Below are 16,425 nucleotides of genomic sequence, written 5' to 3'. Positions count from 1 at the left end.
AAATTCACTTAATTATAACAGTTTATAAACATATCTTCTAATTTTTCGATAATATGATCAATTATAACAAGGTTTTTACTATTTTAGTAGTTTGAAAAGAATGCTAGAGGCTTTTGAGAAATCCTTGATTTTAAAGTCTTGTCCAAACTTAGCTCCTATTCAGACGCGACCGCTTGGTTTAAGCTTTCTCCTGTCCGAACTTAGCTCCTCTTCGGACTCGATTTCTTAGTTCAAGTCTTCTCCTGTCCGAACTTAGCTCCTCTTCGGACTCGACCGCTTAGTTCAAGCCTTCTCCTGTCCAAACTTAGCTCCTCTTCAGACTCGATCTCTTAGTTCAAGCCTTCTCCTGTCCAAACTTAGCTCCTCTTCGGACTCGATCTCTTAGTTCAAGTCTTCTCCTGTCCGAACTTAGCTCCTCTTCGGACTCCACTGCTTGGTTTAAGCCTTCTCCTGTCCAAACTTAGCTCCTCTTCGGACTCGATCTCTTAGTTCAAGTCTTCTCCTGTCCGAACTTAACTCCTCTTCAGACTCGATCTCTTAGTTCAAGTCTTCTCCTGTCCGAACTTAGCTCCTCTTCAGACTCGATCTCTTAGTTCAAGTCTTCTCCTGTCCGAACTTAACTCCTCTTCGGACTCGATTTCTTAGTTCAAGTCTTCTCCTGTCCGAACTTAGCTCCTCTTCGGACTCGATCTCTTAGTTCAAGTCTTCTCCTGTCCGAACTTAACTCCTTTTCGGACTCGATTTCTTAGATCAAGTCTTCTCCTGTCCGAACTAAACTCCTCTTCAGACTCGATCTGTTAGTTCAAGCCTTCTCCTGTCCAAACTTAACTCCTCTTCGGACTCGATCTCTTAGTTCAAGCTATCTCCTGTCCGAAGTTTTTCTTTAGACGCTGTCGCTTAGTTCTGGCACTCCTGTCGAATTAGCAGACCAAGGTCCCTGATTTACTAGCTTATTACCTCATCAAAAAAACGATAACCCTTTTTTCAGTTATCGCTCGCCACTCTTTTTAATTGACCTGCTTTTTCATTTAAGATTTTTTTACTTATAATCCATAGGAGTTCCCCAGTATTCAAATTTATTGTAATTAGGATCTGGCGAATCAAAATGAACCCATATTTGTGCTTGATTCAAATTTGGATGAGTAGAAAAAAATTGCCTATCGCCGTATACAATAGCTTCCATTGCCAAAGGTAGCTCACGCCTAAAAATTGCATTACGTGTGGCGGTTACATCTGGCCCAAAATCACCTACGTAAAGATATACGTGAAGGTAGATAGATACATTATGAGTTTTCCATTCTGCTAAAACCTCATCCCTCATTGAAGTAATTTTATCAAACGCGTACTCTGAAGCAATAGTTAAAAATAGTTCGGCAGTTATATCTGAATGAGTAAGTGTGTAACGGCGGGGGATTATAGGTTCTTTAGCAGTAATAGGGGGATTGAATTCGACAAAGAGTTTTTCAGGATCTAACCTGTAAATAGGTTGCATTTCGAAAGTTCACTTTCCTTTCTCTAATCGGTTGTATAATAATATTTACATCGTTTGTTGGTGAAAGTGAACTTTCATAGGGATTTAACTTTTTCATGAATTCCACCTCACAAATAATGTAGTTCAACATCATTTAATCAGTATATTCTACGCTATTATTAGGGTGAATTTGTGACATAAATTTGGAGGAGTTCCGTTTCGGGTCTCCTCCAGGGTTTTCCATAGATTACATGGCATTTCATTGCTAAATCTTAAACTCATAATAATTCATCACTGACACTTCTTCAAACCCACAAGCCTTATATAAGTTAAGGGCATTATCATTTTTAGATTCTACGTCTAATTCGATGTCGTAAATGTTTTTTTCTTGGATTAACTGCAATGTTCCTATTAATGCTTCTTTTCCATATCCTTTTCCTCTGAACTCAGGCAATATGCCAAATCCACTAATAAAGCGGAATCGTCCCCGTAGCTTACGACGATTTTCCCAATCATCTGTTCGTTATGTTCAATCATATAGGTGATGTTATTTAAAGCCTCCTCTTGTTGGAAATCCCACTCAATTTCCTCTCCAAGGTTAAAATATCTTGCATTTTGCTTGGAGATCTCTCTCCCATCTACCTTTGTAGCTTTCCTTAATTTTACTGACGGGCTATTTTCTAAATTAGTTTCGTTTACCCACCTCATTCGATACTCCGAAAATTCGTATACTGCGTGAACCGAGTTGATAAAGTTTACACCTGAGATCGACTTACCATCTAATAATAGTAAAACCTTCTGAAAGTTTCTCTTCTGACATTCCTCAGCGGCGAGTTCGAAAAGTCTATTAAAAAATCCATGCTTTCGATAATCTGGGTGAGTCATTCCATTAATTTCAGCGACATGTCTACCTCCAAAACTACAAATTCCTAGGTAAGCCACCAGCTGATCATTAACATAATAAAGAAACTCATTAATCGCTTTTAATCCTAGTTCAGGCCTTCTACTTATATGCAACTTATAATCTAATTCTAGCTTTAGATTTGTTTTATCATATGAGAAGCATAGTTTCTCTAGATGATGTATTTCCTTATATTCCTTTTCTGAAATGTATTGTTTTAAGCATACCATTTCATTCACTTTTTTTTCTGGCATCCTAAGATCTCCTTTAGTTAAACAGGATTAAAATTACTTCATTTCATTCTTTCGATAAATAGATGTTCAACACCTTTTTATTAACAAATTAGGACCTAAAAAGCTATGACTTATATATATAATATGCAAGTAATTAGGTACTCATAATTGTTACAAATAATTTATTATAAGGCTATTTCCTCCAAGGTTTTCGTTTTTTTAATAGAGAATACGACCAGATGTATCAAGTTCTCAGGGGATCTTTTCTAACATTCTTGTAACCGCAAAATAAACGGTTTTTATTGAATTAAATATCTATAAAGACACAATGTTTACAAAACGCTCTTTTCTAAAAGATGGTGGCTAATTTCGTAACCAAGGGATGCTTGGTTACGAACCAAAAAGCAACAAAGTATACGAAAAGATCCTCTAAAAAAGTCAAGTGAAAATAAAAAATTCGACAAGTGTTTCTTGCCGAATTTTTTTCGAATTGCACTATTACTATTCGATTGTTTTATTTCCATTATTTTTATTATTTTTCAACAGAACCTTTAATCCTTGGCCCATATCTGAAGCTAAGATGTAGTTTCTATCTACGAATACCCCCCATACGTTAGAGCCTTCTGGAGTATAGCGAGCAATTTCGACTGGATTACTTGGGTCCGTAATATCGACTCCGAGCACACCACCAGAGTAATACGATAAGTACAATGTATTTCCTAGTACTTTAGGGTCATGAACAGTTTTTGCAAACGTAGTTCTACCTGTTGAGGTTGGCGGGATGTCAAACGTTAAGTCGGTCGTAAATTCGCTTAATAACACTGGGTTTGTTTTGTCTTTTATATCAAAAATCCGTGTATACCCATAGGCACTTTCATATCCTGTACCTACAGGATTGGAGACTTCACGAGTTTCAATTAAAATCGTTCCCCCTCTGGCTAGCGCAGCTGAATGTGCAGCTCCTTTTTGGTCATCTCTGTATTCCGTTCTTCCTAGGTATACTGGATTTTCCGGATCTTTTATGTCAAAATAACTGTTCCTAAGTCCCACATTGACACATACGCGTATTGTCCATTGTTATCGGTAATGACACTGTGGTTAAAAACTGGTCTTATTTTTCCATCTGGAGAATCCCAGTGATATCCATTGAAGTTGGCTGAAACTTCATCAAGCTCTCGCGGATCAAATTGCCAAAGCTTTTCTGGATTTGTTGGATCCGTAACGTCAATAATCTGAAAATCTTTCTCGACTCCAGAAGTATAGTAATCAGCATAAGGGCTTGATGTAAGTAAGATAGCGCGATTGCCTTGTGTAGTTAAGTATAGTTCATGAGTACCAGTAATTCTCCGATCTAACTGATAAAATCCAAGTCTTTTCGGCTCAGCAGGGTTAGAAACATCATACAAAAGAACTCCACCAAAACTGTCTGGTCTATTGACATTATTACGAGACGTTTGTTGAACACTTACAACCGCTAAGTCCCCTTTGAAATGAGGAGTATTCACTGTTTTAACAATGACCTTTTCTTGCCATGTAAACGGGATCTCATTTGCAAAAACAGAGACTTCTACCGGGTTTGCAGGATCCTTCAAATCAAACACTCGGACGCCACCATTCGCACCATTTGCAGTGTGAGTTCCTAAGTACGCAAAACCTTTATGAGCGTAAACGTCTGCCGTATTGTTTTGGACACCATTTTGTAGACTAAGCTGTACACTAGCAGCTTGATGTAAGAAATTTTTAAATTTTTCGAACCGCTAGCGCTGTATGGTAGCAGCTGAACAGTAGAAGCATCAAATACAACTCCACCTTCCTTGGAAGCACCAAACTCTTCAAGTGCATCATGTGCAAATGTAGCTCCTGTAAAACTTGTAAACAAAAGTGTGCTGGCAAGCGTTGTTTTAATTAATAGATTTTTTCTCTTCAATAAAATTCCCTCCAATTAATTAATTGATCTGACAAGGAAATCATACTAAAAATTGTAAAAAATTGGACGTGTACAAAGTTCTAAATATTAACACTATTCAAACAGTATAAAACTCCTAAACAAAAATTCGACAAGCAGCTAATTCATGAACGCAAAAAAGCTCTTCCTGTTTAATGAAGAACTTTTTTGAAGGTTTTGAATCGAAATATTTGAAATTTTTCTGGTGCAGTGATTACTAGTATTATTTTCTTTCTATTCCTCTTTGAACCATCCAGATTAATTGAGTCAAGAAGTAACCGACTAAAGTGTAAATGATTAATGCAAATAATGCAGAAAATTCTATAACGAATTTCCCATCAAGTACTGTTGTGGGAAAAATCCCCTCGAAAGGATTGAGTAATGATTGACTAGTATTATACACCCACTGAACAAATGGAGCGGTGCTGCTTGCTCCAAATAACTTTAGAATAACCCTAAAACCTAAGAAAAACTGTGCAATTCCTATAACAATATTAATTAAATAATTTATATAAATTGTACTTTTCAACATTACCACTCCTTTTGCAGATGGATTATAGAATGTTTTCCCAGAAACTAAAAACAATAAACCTTTTCACGTGTAAACCGACATGTCGATAACAAAATGAGTCGATCAACCTATTTTCCCACTCTAAAGATGCCATATTTTATATCCTAATCCTATTGTAGTAGTTTTCATCTCTCACCATTCTTGTCCGTCACTTTAGTAAATATAAAGTCCCAGTAAAAGATTTTACTGGGACTTAAATCAATTTAACTGTGCCAAAATACTTGGATCTTTGATTTTTTTATCTTCCGCAAACATGATAATTTTTGAAAGAATTTCAGCAGTCTTTGGATCTTCATCGATAAATGGTAAAAAGATTTTTCCGCGATGCTGTGAGTGGACTGGAATGATATAAAGTGCTCCAGAGGCTTGTTTGTAAACCATGCCGCTACCTAGATGAACACTATACTCTCCTAACTTTCCAGTAATTTGCGCGAAGTTTCCTTCTAGCTTAACGTTTCAAGCTTTATTAATCGGAGTGTTTCTCTGACAATGGCCTTTCTCATTTCCACGGTTGTTAAACTCGCTTCAGGATCAACGCCACCAACATGCGCAACGCTAACAACTAAATCTACATCTCTCATTGTCTCTGAAAAAATCAGCTTTGGTACTTTGCTAATTTCCATACTTTTATAGGTATGGCGGTCATAAAATTCAACCGTTTCAATGGTAGGTGCTTCCACGTCTGCTGGAGACAACCAATCTGCCATCGCATAAATTTTTGCGATAATATTATCCTTGTAATAAACCTTTTGCAAACCCTCTTCATAGCTAACAGTCCACAGCCGACTTTTTAAAAGCGCTACTGTCTTTCTTGGCTGTACCTGGTGTCCAGCATATCGACGAGAAACCGTACCTGAGGCGAGCTCATCTTCATTTGGGAGATACAATTCACGGAAGACCTGTTTAAATGGTTGCTTCAGCTTTCGATCAAATAACTCACGTTGATAATGAGTCCACTCGCCACTCTTAAATAGATCGACTGGGTGAGCAATGACAATGGGATCTGTTGGCGAGATCTTATATTCCTCTTTTGCCGAATTAAGTAAAGTGCCTTCTACAAAAAGCCTAAATGATCATTAACCTTTAACACCAATCCATGTATAAGTGGAGCAATCACTGGATGTTGAGTTAGTTTCTCTAGCTCGCTCAATGTAAAGGAATTCCCCATTTCCATGGACCGTTCAAGCTCTGACTTTGCTCTTGTATATTGATTTTTCAGTTCAGTTCTCACTTCTTTTAGTTCAATGATATAGTCATGTTTCTTGTATTTAGCTGGAACTGACTTTAATTCTTTGCCATTTTTCAAAACTTTTATTTCTGCTTTACCATGTTCTTCAATGACTAACTGTACCGTAAGCTCCTCATCAAGTTGCTTAGGTTCTAAATAATGAAGCACTTCGTTCATTTTCAGTGCTTCCATATCCCAAGTGAGTCTAATGACATCCTGGTATCCCGCATTTCTGGCTAAATTTGCTAAAGCGATCGATACAACCTTCCCTTCACTTGCACGACGTTGCGCTCCAAATGCCTTGCTCTCACGTAAAAATTGTTGTAAGAACTCATAGCGCAATAACACATCTTGACCGTTCGTTGGATCAATTGGAACAAGGCTAAAACTTAAGAGTTGATCTTTATTTCGCTTTTCTATAACAGATTTTTTTATTGTTGCAAGGTCTAGCTTCCCTAGTGTTGCATCGGCAAACAATTGGGATCTGCGGTGGTTCGCTCCAGCTGAAATGTATTTCGCGCAGTCATAAAGAATCGAAAATCGTTCATCTCCCAACTCACGATAAGCCTGTTTAAACCAGTCAATATCAAAGGCACCATCATTAAAATCTTCAGGTGTAATTGGTGAATAATGGGCAACGATCGTCTCTTTTTCGCTTGAATACATTTCGTTTACGTGAGCATGAAAATACCAAGCGGCACTTCTCAATCCTCTCCAGCCTAGTAGCCTCGCAACCATTTCTATCCATTGCGGAGCATACATCGCCGCTTCAAGAAGACGTTTTTCGGTCACGATTTTCTTATCTAATAACTCCTTTACTAGCGTCTCATCGTCCCCTGTCTTAGGGTAACAGGCTTTTAAAAGGTGACTTAAAATTTCTTTCTTGGAGATTTGATTGCCATAACTATAAATGTACCCCCGCACGAACGTTTCTTTATCTAAGGCCAAGAGAATTTTCACAAAATACTCAATGCCTTCATAATAATAGATTTGCATTGCTAAGTTGGTAGCATCTGTTGGAAGATCTCCGCGTTTTAGTTCAATCCCTAAGACACGTGTAATGAGTTGGTCCCGCAAAGTAACGATGCAAGGATATTTCGTTACAATGTCACTACGCTTTTGAGTTACTTGATAAAGGTGCTGATTGCTTTCTCCCCTGACCATTAATTCCTTGTATACCTCATCCTCGTCAATTAACTTCAAATCAAAGGCCCGTGCCGTCTCTTCTATGCTTAATTGATATCGTTTGAATTTGTGATTCACGTACAGTTTATATTTAAGGAGAAAATAATCCTTGAAAGAGGTGTCGTCTGTAACAGCTTGGTATGACCAATCAAGCCATGGCGATGTTAAAATTCCAAAAATCGTTTTTTGACCCTTAATCTCATCTTCTGGAATTTGGTGTAGCATAGTATTTAAGATTTTGCTAGTTAATGAGAAAATCACATTTTGATCATAGTCAGCTAGATAAGCCGCTACAATTTGGTTAATTTGAGATGCATACGTTAATTCATTGGTCCACCCGAACATTTCCTGGATTTGTTCAATCGGAAATAATTCAGACAATAAGGCTTTTCTTTCGTCGTTTGATGAGCGAAAGTCTTTTAGTAAATCAAAGTTGTAAAATAAATGTTCAAGTCCAAAGTAATAATTCATTTGTAGAAGTTCGATTTCTCCAATATCACTTTGATCTACATACTCTCGCCAAACTTCAGACAATGGAAGGTTATCCGTTCGTTTCAATTGCTCAGATGGTTGATAATTCAACTGCTGTAACTGTGCGCCGAGGACAGCTGTTTGTTTATACCCATCAAAAAACTCTACTTCGTATTGAAAATTCCTATGCTCATGAATTAAGTTAGATAAACCTAAGAGAAATTCTTTCATTTTCTCTAAAGATGCTGTAAAAACATTCTTGACCGTATAGTCATGTAACGGTGTGATTTCCGCTAAAATATCAAACTGATCTTTAGGGTCAAATAAACCAAATCCATTTTTGATGCTATACGTTTCAGTGTCAGTTAACTTTGCTAGAAGTAACTTTTCTTTTTCAGTCGGTTTCGTAAGTGATGAAAGTTTTTCTTTATAGCTTTCATATTGGCTTTTCGCTTTGGGTCTTCTTTTAATACGGTGATGATCTCAAGGACTGCTAATCGCTGCAATTCACTTTTACTCGCTACTAAACGATCAATTGTACCTTCAAGAGTTTCCTTGGCTTGCTTTAATAAAATTTGAATCGCACTTTGCCTTAAGGTACTTGTTTTTAACTTTAGCACCGCTTCAATTTTTTCAATTTCAGCTGGCAATAGTTCATACTTCATTAGCTTTTTCAATGCAGTTTCACGGATAGCGATACTCTTATCAGCTAAACTTTCGATTATAAACTTCCTTTGCTCATTATTAGATACTTCATGACAGAAGTTTTCGAGTAAAGTCCCTCTGATCTCAGGGCTGACAATTTCTTTATACGCCAAAAGTTCTGCGATTAACTCTGGGTCCATATCATAGGCGACAAGGTACAGTAATTTATTCGCAACTAAATCAGAAGAGTACGTAATCGAGACATCTTCAAATGCAATTGACGAAAAGGTAATTTCTTTTTTACCAAGCTTCACTAATGCATGTTTAAAAATATTGAACTGACGTAGCCTTTCATTTTTATCCTCGAGAAAGGGAATTCTTTCAAGCAAGCTACGACGATTTCCTATTCCAAAAGAATAACTAGTAGATAGGTCGTACACATAGTTGGAGTAGACATAGTATTGTAACTCAAGGTTCGTTTGCTCAAGGTAACGAGACGCAATAGAAAACCGAAGTTCTTCGTTTTGACTTTGCGTTAAAAATGACTGAGCGACAATTTTCTGGTACGTCTCCCCTGTGTTCATCAACCTATGAATTTTTTCTTCTACTTCTAACTCTTCCAAAACAGCAGTCGCCCATAGACTCATATAAACCTTGTTGGAATCATGACTAAAAGTCCATTCGCTACAAAGTGCTTTATCTGTTAAACATTGATAGGCATAGTCAATTAATTGTTTTGCGACCCTCGTATTGACTGCTTCCAATGTTAGACCTGTCCATACATCTAAGGCTCTGACAACCGAACTGTAGCGGATGAGATTTTGATCTAAAATAATCTTTAACATATAGATCATCGCTTCAAGTGTGCCTTCGTCCATACTCTCAACAATGCTTTGGCGTAAGCCTTCCTGGAGTCTTGCAGCTACCAGTAACTCCCCCGCCATTTGATAAGCAGCCTCGTCATGACTTAAGAACAATCCTGAAATCATCGTCCTATTTAAAAGCGCTGTATTGTTCTCACCATATATAATCTCCTTTAAAGCGGGCATCACCTTTTGAGGCTGATGGTCAATCTCATACGCTAGGATTTCTTTGACCACTTCACTTTCAAGTGGATAATTAGGTTTAGTTAAATACTCGGTAATCGAAAACGAATCTTTGTATAAGTCGATGAGGCAGGCTACTTTCCAAATGATTCCACTCGTATGCTGCTTTAAATTTGTCGTCCGAAACGGCCTTCGGTAATAGCCAATGCTATACGAATATTCATGCTTATGACGAAGTATATAATCGAAAACCTCTCCTTGATACTCACCTAGAAGGGTGCGAACAATTTTCTTAAGTGGATCAAAAAATGTATCCTCAGCCCCGTTATGTAACTCAAGTAACAAACGTTCTACACTTTTGGTATCACGCTCATCAAAGTAATAATAGGATTTCGAGATTTTAATTAGTTTCAAAAGGATTTTTTTCTCTACTTCAGAAAAATGCTCAGCTTTCACCTTCAATTCTTTATAATAGGTCCTGTGTTTTTCTTGATCCATCATCAAACTCTCCTCACCACATTCGTCCTGTTAACATCGTAAGTTTGATAAAAACAACCTCCGCTCCATCCTCTAGCTGAAGTGGGGCTTCTAATGATTCTTGTTCTCGTTCGTTGACAAACACTTTAAATAACCCGTCATGAAAAGCTTGGATAGCGGTATTGATCGCTTCCTCTAAGTCAGTTTTGTTTTCATTATATTTCGTGCCAAAGCCAACCTTACCTGTGGTGCTTTGTTGGAGAATTTCGCTGGTTGTTAAAAAGTCGACGAGCGGCTTTTCCCCTTCTTTCTCATTAAACTGTTTTACGTTTACAGTGATAATCTCAGTAATTAATTGCTGAAGGGATTTAGGCGTAGTTTCTAATACCATTCTTTTTTTCGTCAAGTAATCTTTCTTCCTGCTCGTACTCTTCATCGTTACGGAGATCTGCATCGTTATACCTCGTAGATTTATTTTTTTGAATATTTAAGATTAAGTTTATTATAGAACGATTAATTTAGGAAGATGGTACTTTTTACATAAGGCTGTTTTAGCATCAAATTCAGTAAAAAAACAAGTACAGAAAGATCGTCTATACTTGCCATTTTGTACTTATAAAAAGTTTTTTCTAAAAGATTGTTACTCTTAGCTTTTAGCTCGTAACCAAGTGAATGCTCGTTCTTCACGCTTTGAGTGGAGCTTTTGAGAATAAATAAACCATTAGGACAAATAGATTTGTCCCAAAATGCTTATTTATTCTCAAAAGACGACCTAAAAGCAACAAAACAGCCTTTAAATAAAAATGACTATTAAATTGCCCTCTAATTTAATAGTCATTTCTCTAGTGAAACAGATCCAAAAATCCTACTCTACTTGCTTAATACTTAAAAGATCCTTTCTCTTCACACACAAAATGGAAACTAATAGCAGTACACCAACTACAACAAACCCTGCCCCTAACGATAAACCACCAAATAATAAATGTTCATTCGTGCCCCAGCTAAACATAATCCAACTTATCAATGCAAAAATCCCTAATGCTAAACTCATGATGACCGCAATGATTGAGTGCAACAAAAAATAACCAGATTTGCTAATCATATAAGAGCCATAATAATAGCTACCAATAAAAGCAAGTACAATAAAAAATAAATAAAGCATGATCGCTATATCCATGATTATAGAGTTCATTAAAACCACCTCATAATCATTCTTGACGGAATCCAACCTTGTTATAATTACTTTTCAGAATTTTTATGATTTTTATACATATGATCGAATCCCATAAAATTACCTTTACCTCATTCAAGCTATATCAAACGGTATATAGAACTGAATAGCAGTAAAATTACTAGATTTAATAACCGAAAATGGCGACATTCTGATTATCCAAGACAAAACTATGATCCTTCCACTTTAATGTATTCAAAACATAACCTAAAGAATCTGCGTTATATCTTCCAGCGATTTTTTGATAGGCCAACAGCTCATATACGCCATTTAGATCAAAATCGACGGGATATAAGCCACTTAAAGGATTCACAAAGCCTTTGATAGGATTTTTCAGCTTGCCGTTCTGATCATAAATTTCATTTAAATACTCAGCATCTCTCAGAGAAATATCAATGATATATTTTTTTCGATTAATAAAACTCATAACTGCAACTTTATAATTGTCTTGATAAGTCACTTCATATTTATATTGCTGATAATAATCATTGGAATTGAAAAGCAGTTTTGCTCGATTTTCAATGAAGGAATACATGTAATAATTCATTATTCCACCACTACCACCAGTAGCGATGCTTATTAGAATATCGGAGACGCCATTTCCAGTAAAATCGCCCAAGAATAGTGACGGAGCATAACCAGTGTTTTCACTGAGTGCTGTACTAGTATAAATACCGGTTCTTCCATCCTGAACAACTAGAGTAATATTTTGAATAAAAGGACTATCTTGAGTTTTAATTCCAGTTAAATAGACATTGTCAGCCACTTTATCCCCTGTGACGTCCCCTTGTAAAAAGGAAACAATACTAGGGACGCTGCTGTTAGACCTAAAATAAGAATGATACATAACCTGCTCCTTCAGTATTTTTCTATTATTCTATGGGCTAACAGGATATTTGCCACTACGCTTTGACGACCAAAACGCTCGTTCGATACAAAAAAGCTTGGAAGACAAATGTCCCCAAGCTTAATCTCGACGATTAGTTATTGGTTTGTTGATGTTCTAAAATCGCCTCTTGTAAGAGATCTGGTCGATCAGTGATAATTCCATGTGCACCATTTTCGAGTAAGTGAAGCATTGTCTCTTTGTCATTAATGGTCCAATAATACACTTCTTGATTTAACCGATTTGCTCCTTTAATTAGCTTCTTGTCAGTTAAATCAAAGCCTGATTGGGCCGTTGGCAGCTGGAATGAGTCTACTTTAGGAAAATAAAAAGGGTGTATGAAAAACTTATGAGCTACAACAAAATTAGTCGTTTCTTTTTTCCCACCACCAGTAGCTGCTTGACCCTCAGTAAGCTCAGTAACACGCTCTAAAATAAAGCTATCAAATGCAGCGATTAATACTTTATCCTGCATATTGTATTCTAAAACGATGTTCCAAAGTGTTGTGATGATCTCATCCATTCGATCATATGGATTTGTATCTTTGATTTCAATTAAATGAAGCTTATCTGGATATCGATCAAACATTTCACGGACATCTGGGATATAGACACCTTGACCTTTATAACTATGTTCACCATTTAAATCAGTAAAGGTATAACCAGCGTCTAACGCTTGAACTTCTGCTAACGTCATAGCCACAACTTCTCCGGTCCCATCTGTCGTCCGGTCGACTGTTGGATCATGGATGAGTGCAAGATGGCCATCCTTGGTAATATGTAAATCATATTCAAGTACATGTGCTCCAATTTCAACGGCTTTATCAAAAGCTGCAATCGAGCTAGAAGGTGCTAAGTGATTGCCGCCTTGATGGGCAATAATCAAAGGTTCATCGAAATGAGTGAAAAACGGATGAGTATCGCGTTCTGAAATAAATACAAATAATAGTAAAAGATAGCTGATAATAAATGCTCCTAAAAGTCCGAGAAAAGCTTTTAAAACTATTGATTTCTTACTTTTCTTCCTAGAATAAGAGATTGTTCTGGATAATGTTGTCATAGTACACTCCTTTATTCGTTTAAAAACATAGTACATATATTGGTTATATCATAAATTAACAATTACTAAAACCTTTTCTCCTAGAACAAATCAGACATTTCTAAGCAAATCTCTTAACAAAATATTTTTAGGATGTTGCATGCTGCAGTTTAACTAGTTTAATTGTACTCGCTATTCTAAAAGATTGTTGCTCTTAGCTTTTAGGTCGTAACCAAGCGAATGCTTGGTTCTTCACGCTTTGCGTGAAGCTTTTGAGAATAAATAAGCCATTGGGACAAATAAATTTGTCCCAAAATGCTTATTTATTCTCAAAAGACGACCTAAAAGCAACAAAGTTTACGGAAACAGCCTAAACAGTAATACAACTAAATTAGCTATTAATATTGCATTATTATGGATTTACAAAATTGAATAAGTAAATCTGAGTATACAAAGGAGTTAGAAAAAGGATGGCAATCGTACCACCCTTTTTATCCTACAAGTTATTGTTGCTTTATTATTTCGTTAAGGCTTCTAGTTCCTGAAACACTGCCTCGTAATCCTCTTTCTTATCTGCTTTAAATGAGGTGTTGATATACATAATGATTCCGTCTTTGTTTACGATAAAAACGGAGCGAATCGCAGTTCCACCTTTTTCATTGAAAACATTGTAACTCTTTACTGTTTGTTTGTCCCAATCAGCTAACAATGGATAGGGCAATGTGCCCATGCTAGCTGCAAAAACTCGGTGCGAATGAATATGATCAACACTTATCGCCAATACTTCAGCTTCTGAGTTTTCAAATCTTTTGTAATCCTCTTTCCAAGAGGCAATTTCCTTAATTCAGCCAGGGGTAAAGTCCATTCCATAAAAAGCCACCAATACATTCTTGGTACCACGGTATTCAGAAAGTGATAACTTCTCTTTTGTGGTAGCAGGTAAAGTGAACTCAGGGGCCATATCGCCGACCTTTAAAGTCGTTTCCAAAACATTTCCTCCTTTAAGACCAAGTTTTACCTAAGTATTATCTCCAATTACAACTCAAATTACTTGTCATTTCATATTAGGACTTTCATTAAAAATTCAAAAAAAATATCTCTGAAGATGTTCTCAGAGTGCCGAGAAACCCCTAATAAACAAAGTGTTTCTTATCTAGATTGGTGACTTAATATCCTTATAGAAAAAAGAAAATAACATTTCATAACCACCTAGCCCTGTTTGGCTAGTGATTTGCTATCTTGCTTATTTTCATTAAAAATATAAAGAAATTTTGCATTTTGATCGTTTTCGTAAACTAAATGAGGCGGAGGGACAAATTCATTTGTCCCTCCGCCTCATTTAGTTTACAAACTTCACGCTCTTGCGTGAAGAGCCAAGCTTGCTTGGCTACGGTCATAATGCAATTTTACTGTAAATAAAAGTGGATATTGAGACTTTCTAGACAACCCAAAGAACATCTCTGAAGATGTTCTTTGGGTTGTATTACAAGACGCATAATACACGTTGTTATCTAGTAGGTAAATTGGTCCATGTTTCCTCTAGCCATTTATCAAAATCAGCACCTTTATCACCTTCATACGTATCAAATAAATCAAGTCGCATCTTTTTTACTTTTTCTTTGAAATCCTCGTATGAATGATTATTAGGTAAACTCTTTTTTATTCTGAGCAAGATTTTATTTGTTCCCTTGATTAATTCTCCAGGTGTACGTTTTGGCATCGTGACTTGTTCACCTAACGCTTGAAGTTGACGAAAAGCAGCTTCCTGTACCTTATAAACGGGATCACCCGTCATACTATACTTTAATAATTCTGTCGCCTCTTTGCTATTCCACTGCCCCAACTCATTTACTGCATCTAAACGCTCGCGCCAATTAGAGGTTCTGTTAATTGATTTTTTTAATTCGTTAAATCTGACTTTCACATTTGTACTTGTTTCCTCGATACTCAAACGATCTATCTCCTTTTTGTTAAGGCTCTTTTCGTAAACATTGCTCCTGCGATTACTCGTCGCACAAAAAAACTTGTTGCTATTTAACCTAAGAAAATTAGAAAAACCCCTTAGTTGAAGAATTCACCCAATAAAATAAGTAAGAAAAGAGCAATACTTACTAAATAAGTAGTGAAATTCTAGTATATTTGTGTAAAAATCCGGCTTTTGGGATTTTTACGAAAGCAACAAACTATACGAAAACAGCGTTTATTGAAAACTCTTTTTCATCAACTATTGTACCATTTTAAACCAATCACCATACTTATTTATTTTTCTTTTATTCAGTCGGAGGCAATCTCTCCGTACAACTAAGAAAAAATAAGTAAATTCAAACCAGCTAGCAAGACGACGATCATCGCAAATTTCTTAATTAGATCACGAGGAAGCTTATCGAACATCTTCATCCCAATTGTCGTACCAACAATAACAGTTACGACCCCAACTAGAAAATACGTTAAAACGATGAGTCAAAATCTCCGTTCATTCCATGCAAAACAAGGGAAAACGCATTGTTTATAAAAAATATTGCTTGTAGATTGGCATTATATTTATATTTATCCTTAAAGACTAGTAAAAAATAAAATACGAAAAATGGACCGCCAACAGCAAAAATCCCACCAATGAAACCACCGATGAAACCAAACATAATTGGGATGATAGGTTTGCTCAAGACTGCTGAGGAAGGTTCTTTTTGTTGAAAAATAAATAAATTACCATCAATATTAAGAAAATCCCTAGTACCTTTTTCATAACATCCATTTCGCCAAAAGCATTTAAGATAAAAAACGAAATAATTCTACCAGATAGCGACGCAACTGCCATAAATACCAGAGCCTTTACGACAATATGCTTATAATTTCTAGCAATGATGCACGCCGAAACGACAACAGCTAAAGACATCACAAACAGTGAGCTTTCCTTTACAGTGAAAAAAATCGGTAAAAAGCCCATTGCAAATAAGCCGAAGCCAAATCCACTAACTCCTTGGATGATACTACCGATCAAAATAATTAACATAATAATTAGTATTTCGTATGGCATGATACATCTTCCTCTTTCACACTTGTCTTTCATTTTTCGGTTAAAGAACAATGGTTATGAAA

The 16,425-nt window shown here is 36.4% G+C and carries 16 protein-coding genes and 2 pseudogenes; all 18 read right to left on the bottom strand.

Going from position 1 to position 16,425, the window contains the following annotated elements:
* Window positions 1-1,039 precede the first annotated feature (1,039 nt).
* Window positions 1,040-1,492, bottom strand: coding sequence for a staygreen family protein (locus H1D32_RS08705; protein WP_261177886.1), 453 nt, complete (start codon window positions 1,490-1,492; stop codon window positions 1,040-1,042).
* Window positions 1,493-1,736: 244 nt separating this feature from the next.
* Window positions 1,737-1,925 (bottom strand): GNAT family N-acetyltransferase, encoded by a 189-nt coding sequence (locus H1D32_RS08700; RefSeq protein ID WP_261177884.1) that lies wholly within the window; start codon window positions 1,923-1,925, stop codon window positions 1,737-1,739.
* Complete coding sequence (locus H1D32_RS08695) at window positions 1,883-2,626, bottom strand: GNAT family N-acetyltransferase (protein ID WP_261177883.1); 744 nt, start codon at window positions 2,624-2,626, stop codon at window positions 1,883-1,885. Before H1D32_RS08695 ends, H1D32_RS08700 begins: the two co-directional genes overlap by 43 nt.
* 480 nt (window positions 2,627-3,106) lie before the next feature.
* Entirely contained in the window at window positions 3,107-3,655 is a 549-nt protein-coding gene (locus H1D32_RS24945) for an LVIVD repeat-containing protein (protein WP_314733381.1), read from the bottom strand.
* Window positions 3,625-4,206, bottom strand: coding sequence for an LVIVD repeat-containing protein (locus H1D32_RS24940; protein ID WP_314733380.1), 582 nt, complete (start codon window positions 4,204-4,206; stop codon window positions 3,625-3,627). Before H1D32_RS24940 ends, H1D32_RS24945 begins: the two co-directional genes overlap by 31 nt.
* A gap of 38 nt (window positions 4,207-4,244) precedes the next feature.
* On the bottom strand, window positions 4,245-4,532 hold the full coding sequence (locus H1D32_RS24935) for a hypothetical protein (protein WP_314733379.1): 288 nt from the start codon (window positions 4,530-4,532) through the stop codon (window positions 4,245-4,247).
* Window positions 4,533-4,773: 241 nt separating this feature from the next.
* On the bottom strand, window positions 4,774-5,082 hold the full coding sequence (locus tag H1D32_RS08685) for a YggT family protein (protein WP_261177882.1): 309 nt from the start codon (window positions 5,080-5,082) through the stop codon (window positions 4,774-4,776).
* Window positions 5,083-5,319: 237 nt separating this feature from the next.
* Entirely contained in the window at window positions 5,320-5,547 is a 228-nt protein-coding gene (locus H1D32_RS08680) for a DUF7737 domain-containing protein (protein WP_483861129.1), read from the bottom strand.
* Between the two features lie 17 nt (window positions 5,548-5,564).
* Window positions 5,565-6,119 (bottom strand): DUF4132 domain-containing protein, encoded by a 555-nt coding sequence (locus tag H1D32_RS08675; RefSeq protein ID WP_261177960.1) that lies wholly within the window; start codon window positions 6,117-6,119, stop codon window positions 5,565-5,567.
* 56 nt (window positions 6,120-6,175) lie between these two features.
* Entirely contained in the window at window positions 6,176-6,526 is a 351-nt protein-coding gene (locus tag H1D32_RS25660; protein WP_483861128.1) for a DUF4132 domain-containing protein, read from the bottom strand.
* Between the two features lie 72 nt (window positions 6,527-6,598).
* Window positions 6,599-10,194 (bottom strand): annotated as a pseudogene (locus H1D32_RS25655) (DUF5724 domain-containing protein); the annotation flags it as partial.
* 13 nt (window positions 10,195-10,207) lie between these two features.
* Window positions 10,208-10,627 (bottom strand): hypothetical protein, encoded by a 420-nt coding sequence (locus H1D32_RS08660; protein ID WP_261177878.1) that lies wholly within the window; start codon window positions 10,625-10,627, stop codon window positions 10,208-10,210.
* 411 nt (window positions 10,628-11,038) lie between these two features.
* The gene (locus H1D32_RS08655; RefSeq protein WP_261177877.1) at window positions 11,039-11,365 is read right to left on the bottom strand and encodes a hypothetical protein; all 327 of its coding nucleotides are present in this window, start codon (window positions 11,363-11,365) and stop codon (window positions 11,039-11,041) included.
* A gap of 166 nt (window positions 11,366-11,531) precedes the next feature.
* Window positions 11,532-12,251 (bottom strand): VCBS repeat-containing protein, encoded by a 720-nt coding sequence (locus H1D32_RS08650; RefSeq protein WP_261177876.1) that lies wholly within the window; start codon window positions 12,249-12,251, stop codon window positions 11,532-11,534.
* 133 nt (window positions 12,252-12,384) lie between these two features.
* Window positions 12,385-13,350, bottom strand: a complete 966-nt coding sequence (locus H1D32_RS08645; protein ID WP_261177875.1) for a glycerophosphodiester phosphodiesterase family protein — start codon at window positions 13,348-13,350, stop codon at window positions 12,385-12,387.
* A 496-nt stretch (window positions 13,351-13,846) separates the two neighbouring features.
* Window positions 13,847-14,290 (bottom strand): redoxin domain-containing protein, encoded by a 444-nt coding sequence (locus tag H1D32_RS08640; RefSeq protein WP_261177959.1) that lies wholly within the window; start codon window positions 14,288-14,290, stop codon window positions 13,847-13,849.
* Between the two features lie 546 nt (window positions 14,291-14,836).
* Entirely contained in the window at window positions 14,837-15,280 is a 444-nt protein-coding gene (locus H1D32_RS08635) for a HEAT repeat domain-containing protein (RefSeq protein ID WP_261177874.1), read from the bottom strand.
* 496 nt (window positions 15,281-15,776) lie between these two features.
* Window positions 15,777-16,339, bottom strand: a pseudogene (locus tag H1D32_RS08630) (sulfite exporter TauE/SafE family protein).
* Window positions 16,340-16,425 lie beyond the last annotated feature (86 nt).

The organism is Anaerobacillus sp. CMMVII, assembly GCF_025377685.1.
Classification (GTDB): Bacteria; Bacillota; Bacilli; order Bacillales; family Anaerobacillaceae; genus Anaerobacillus.
The sequence above is the reverse complement of the archived record's forward strand: the minus strand, read 5'-3'. Positions and strand labels throughout refer to the sequence as shown.

What these genes read in the sequence shown, in the direction of transcription:
- H1D32_RS08705 (WP_261177886.1), bottom strand. Translation starts at nt 1,492, where the DNA reads ATGCAACCTATTTACAGGTTAGATCCTGAAAAACTCTTTGTCGAATTC.
- H1D32_RS08695 (WP_261177883.1), bottom strand. Translation starts at nt 2,626, where the DNA reads ATGCCAGAAAAAAAAGTGAATGAAATGGTATGCTTAAAACAATACATT.
- H1D32_RS08685 (WP_261177882.1), bottom strand. Translation starts at nt 5,082, where the DNA reads ATGTTGAAAAGTACAATTTATATAAATTATTTAATTAATATTGTTATA.
- H1D32_RS25660 (WP_483861128.1), bottom strand. Translation starts at nt 6,526, where the DNA reads ATGAACGAAGTGCTTCATTATTTAGAACCTAAGCAACTTGATGAGGAG.
- H1D32_RS08660 (WP_261177878.1), bottom strand. Translation starts at nt 10,627, where the DNA reads ATGCAGATCTCCGTAACGATGAAGAGTACGAGCAGGAAGAAAGATTAC.
- H1D32_RS08655 (WP_261177877.1), bottom strand. Translation starts at nt 11,365, where the DNA reads ATGAACTCTATAATCATGGATATAGCGATCATGCTTTATTTATTTTTT.
- H1D32_RS08650 (WP_261177876.1), bottom strand. Translation starts at nt 12,251, where the DNA reads ATGTATCATTCTTATTTTAGGTCTAACAGCAGCGTCCCTAGTATTGTT.
- H1D32_RS08645 (WP_261177875.1), bottom strand. Translation starts at nt 13,350, where the DNA reads ATGACAACATTATCCAGAACAATCTCTTATTCTAGGAAGAAAAGTAAG.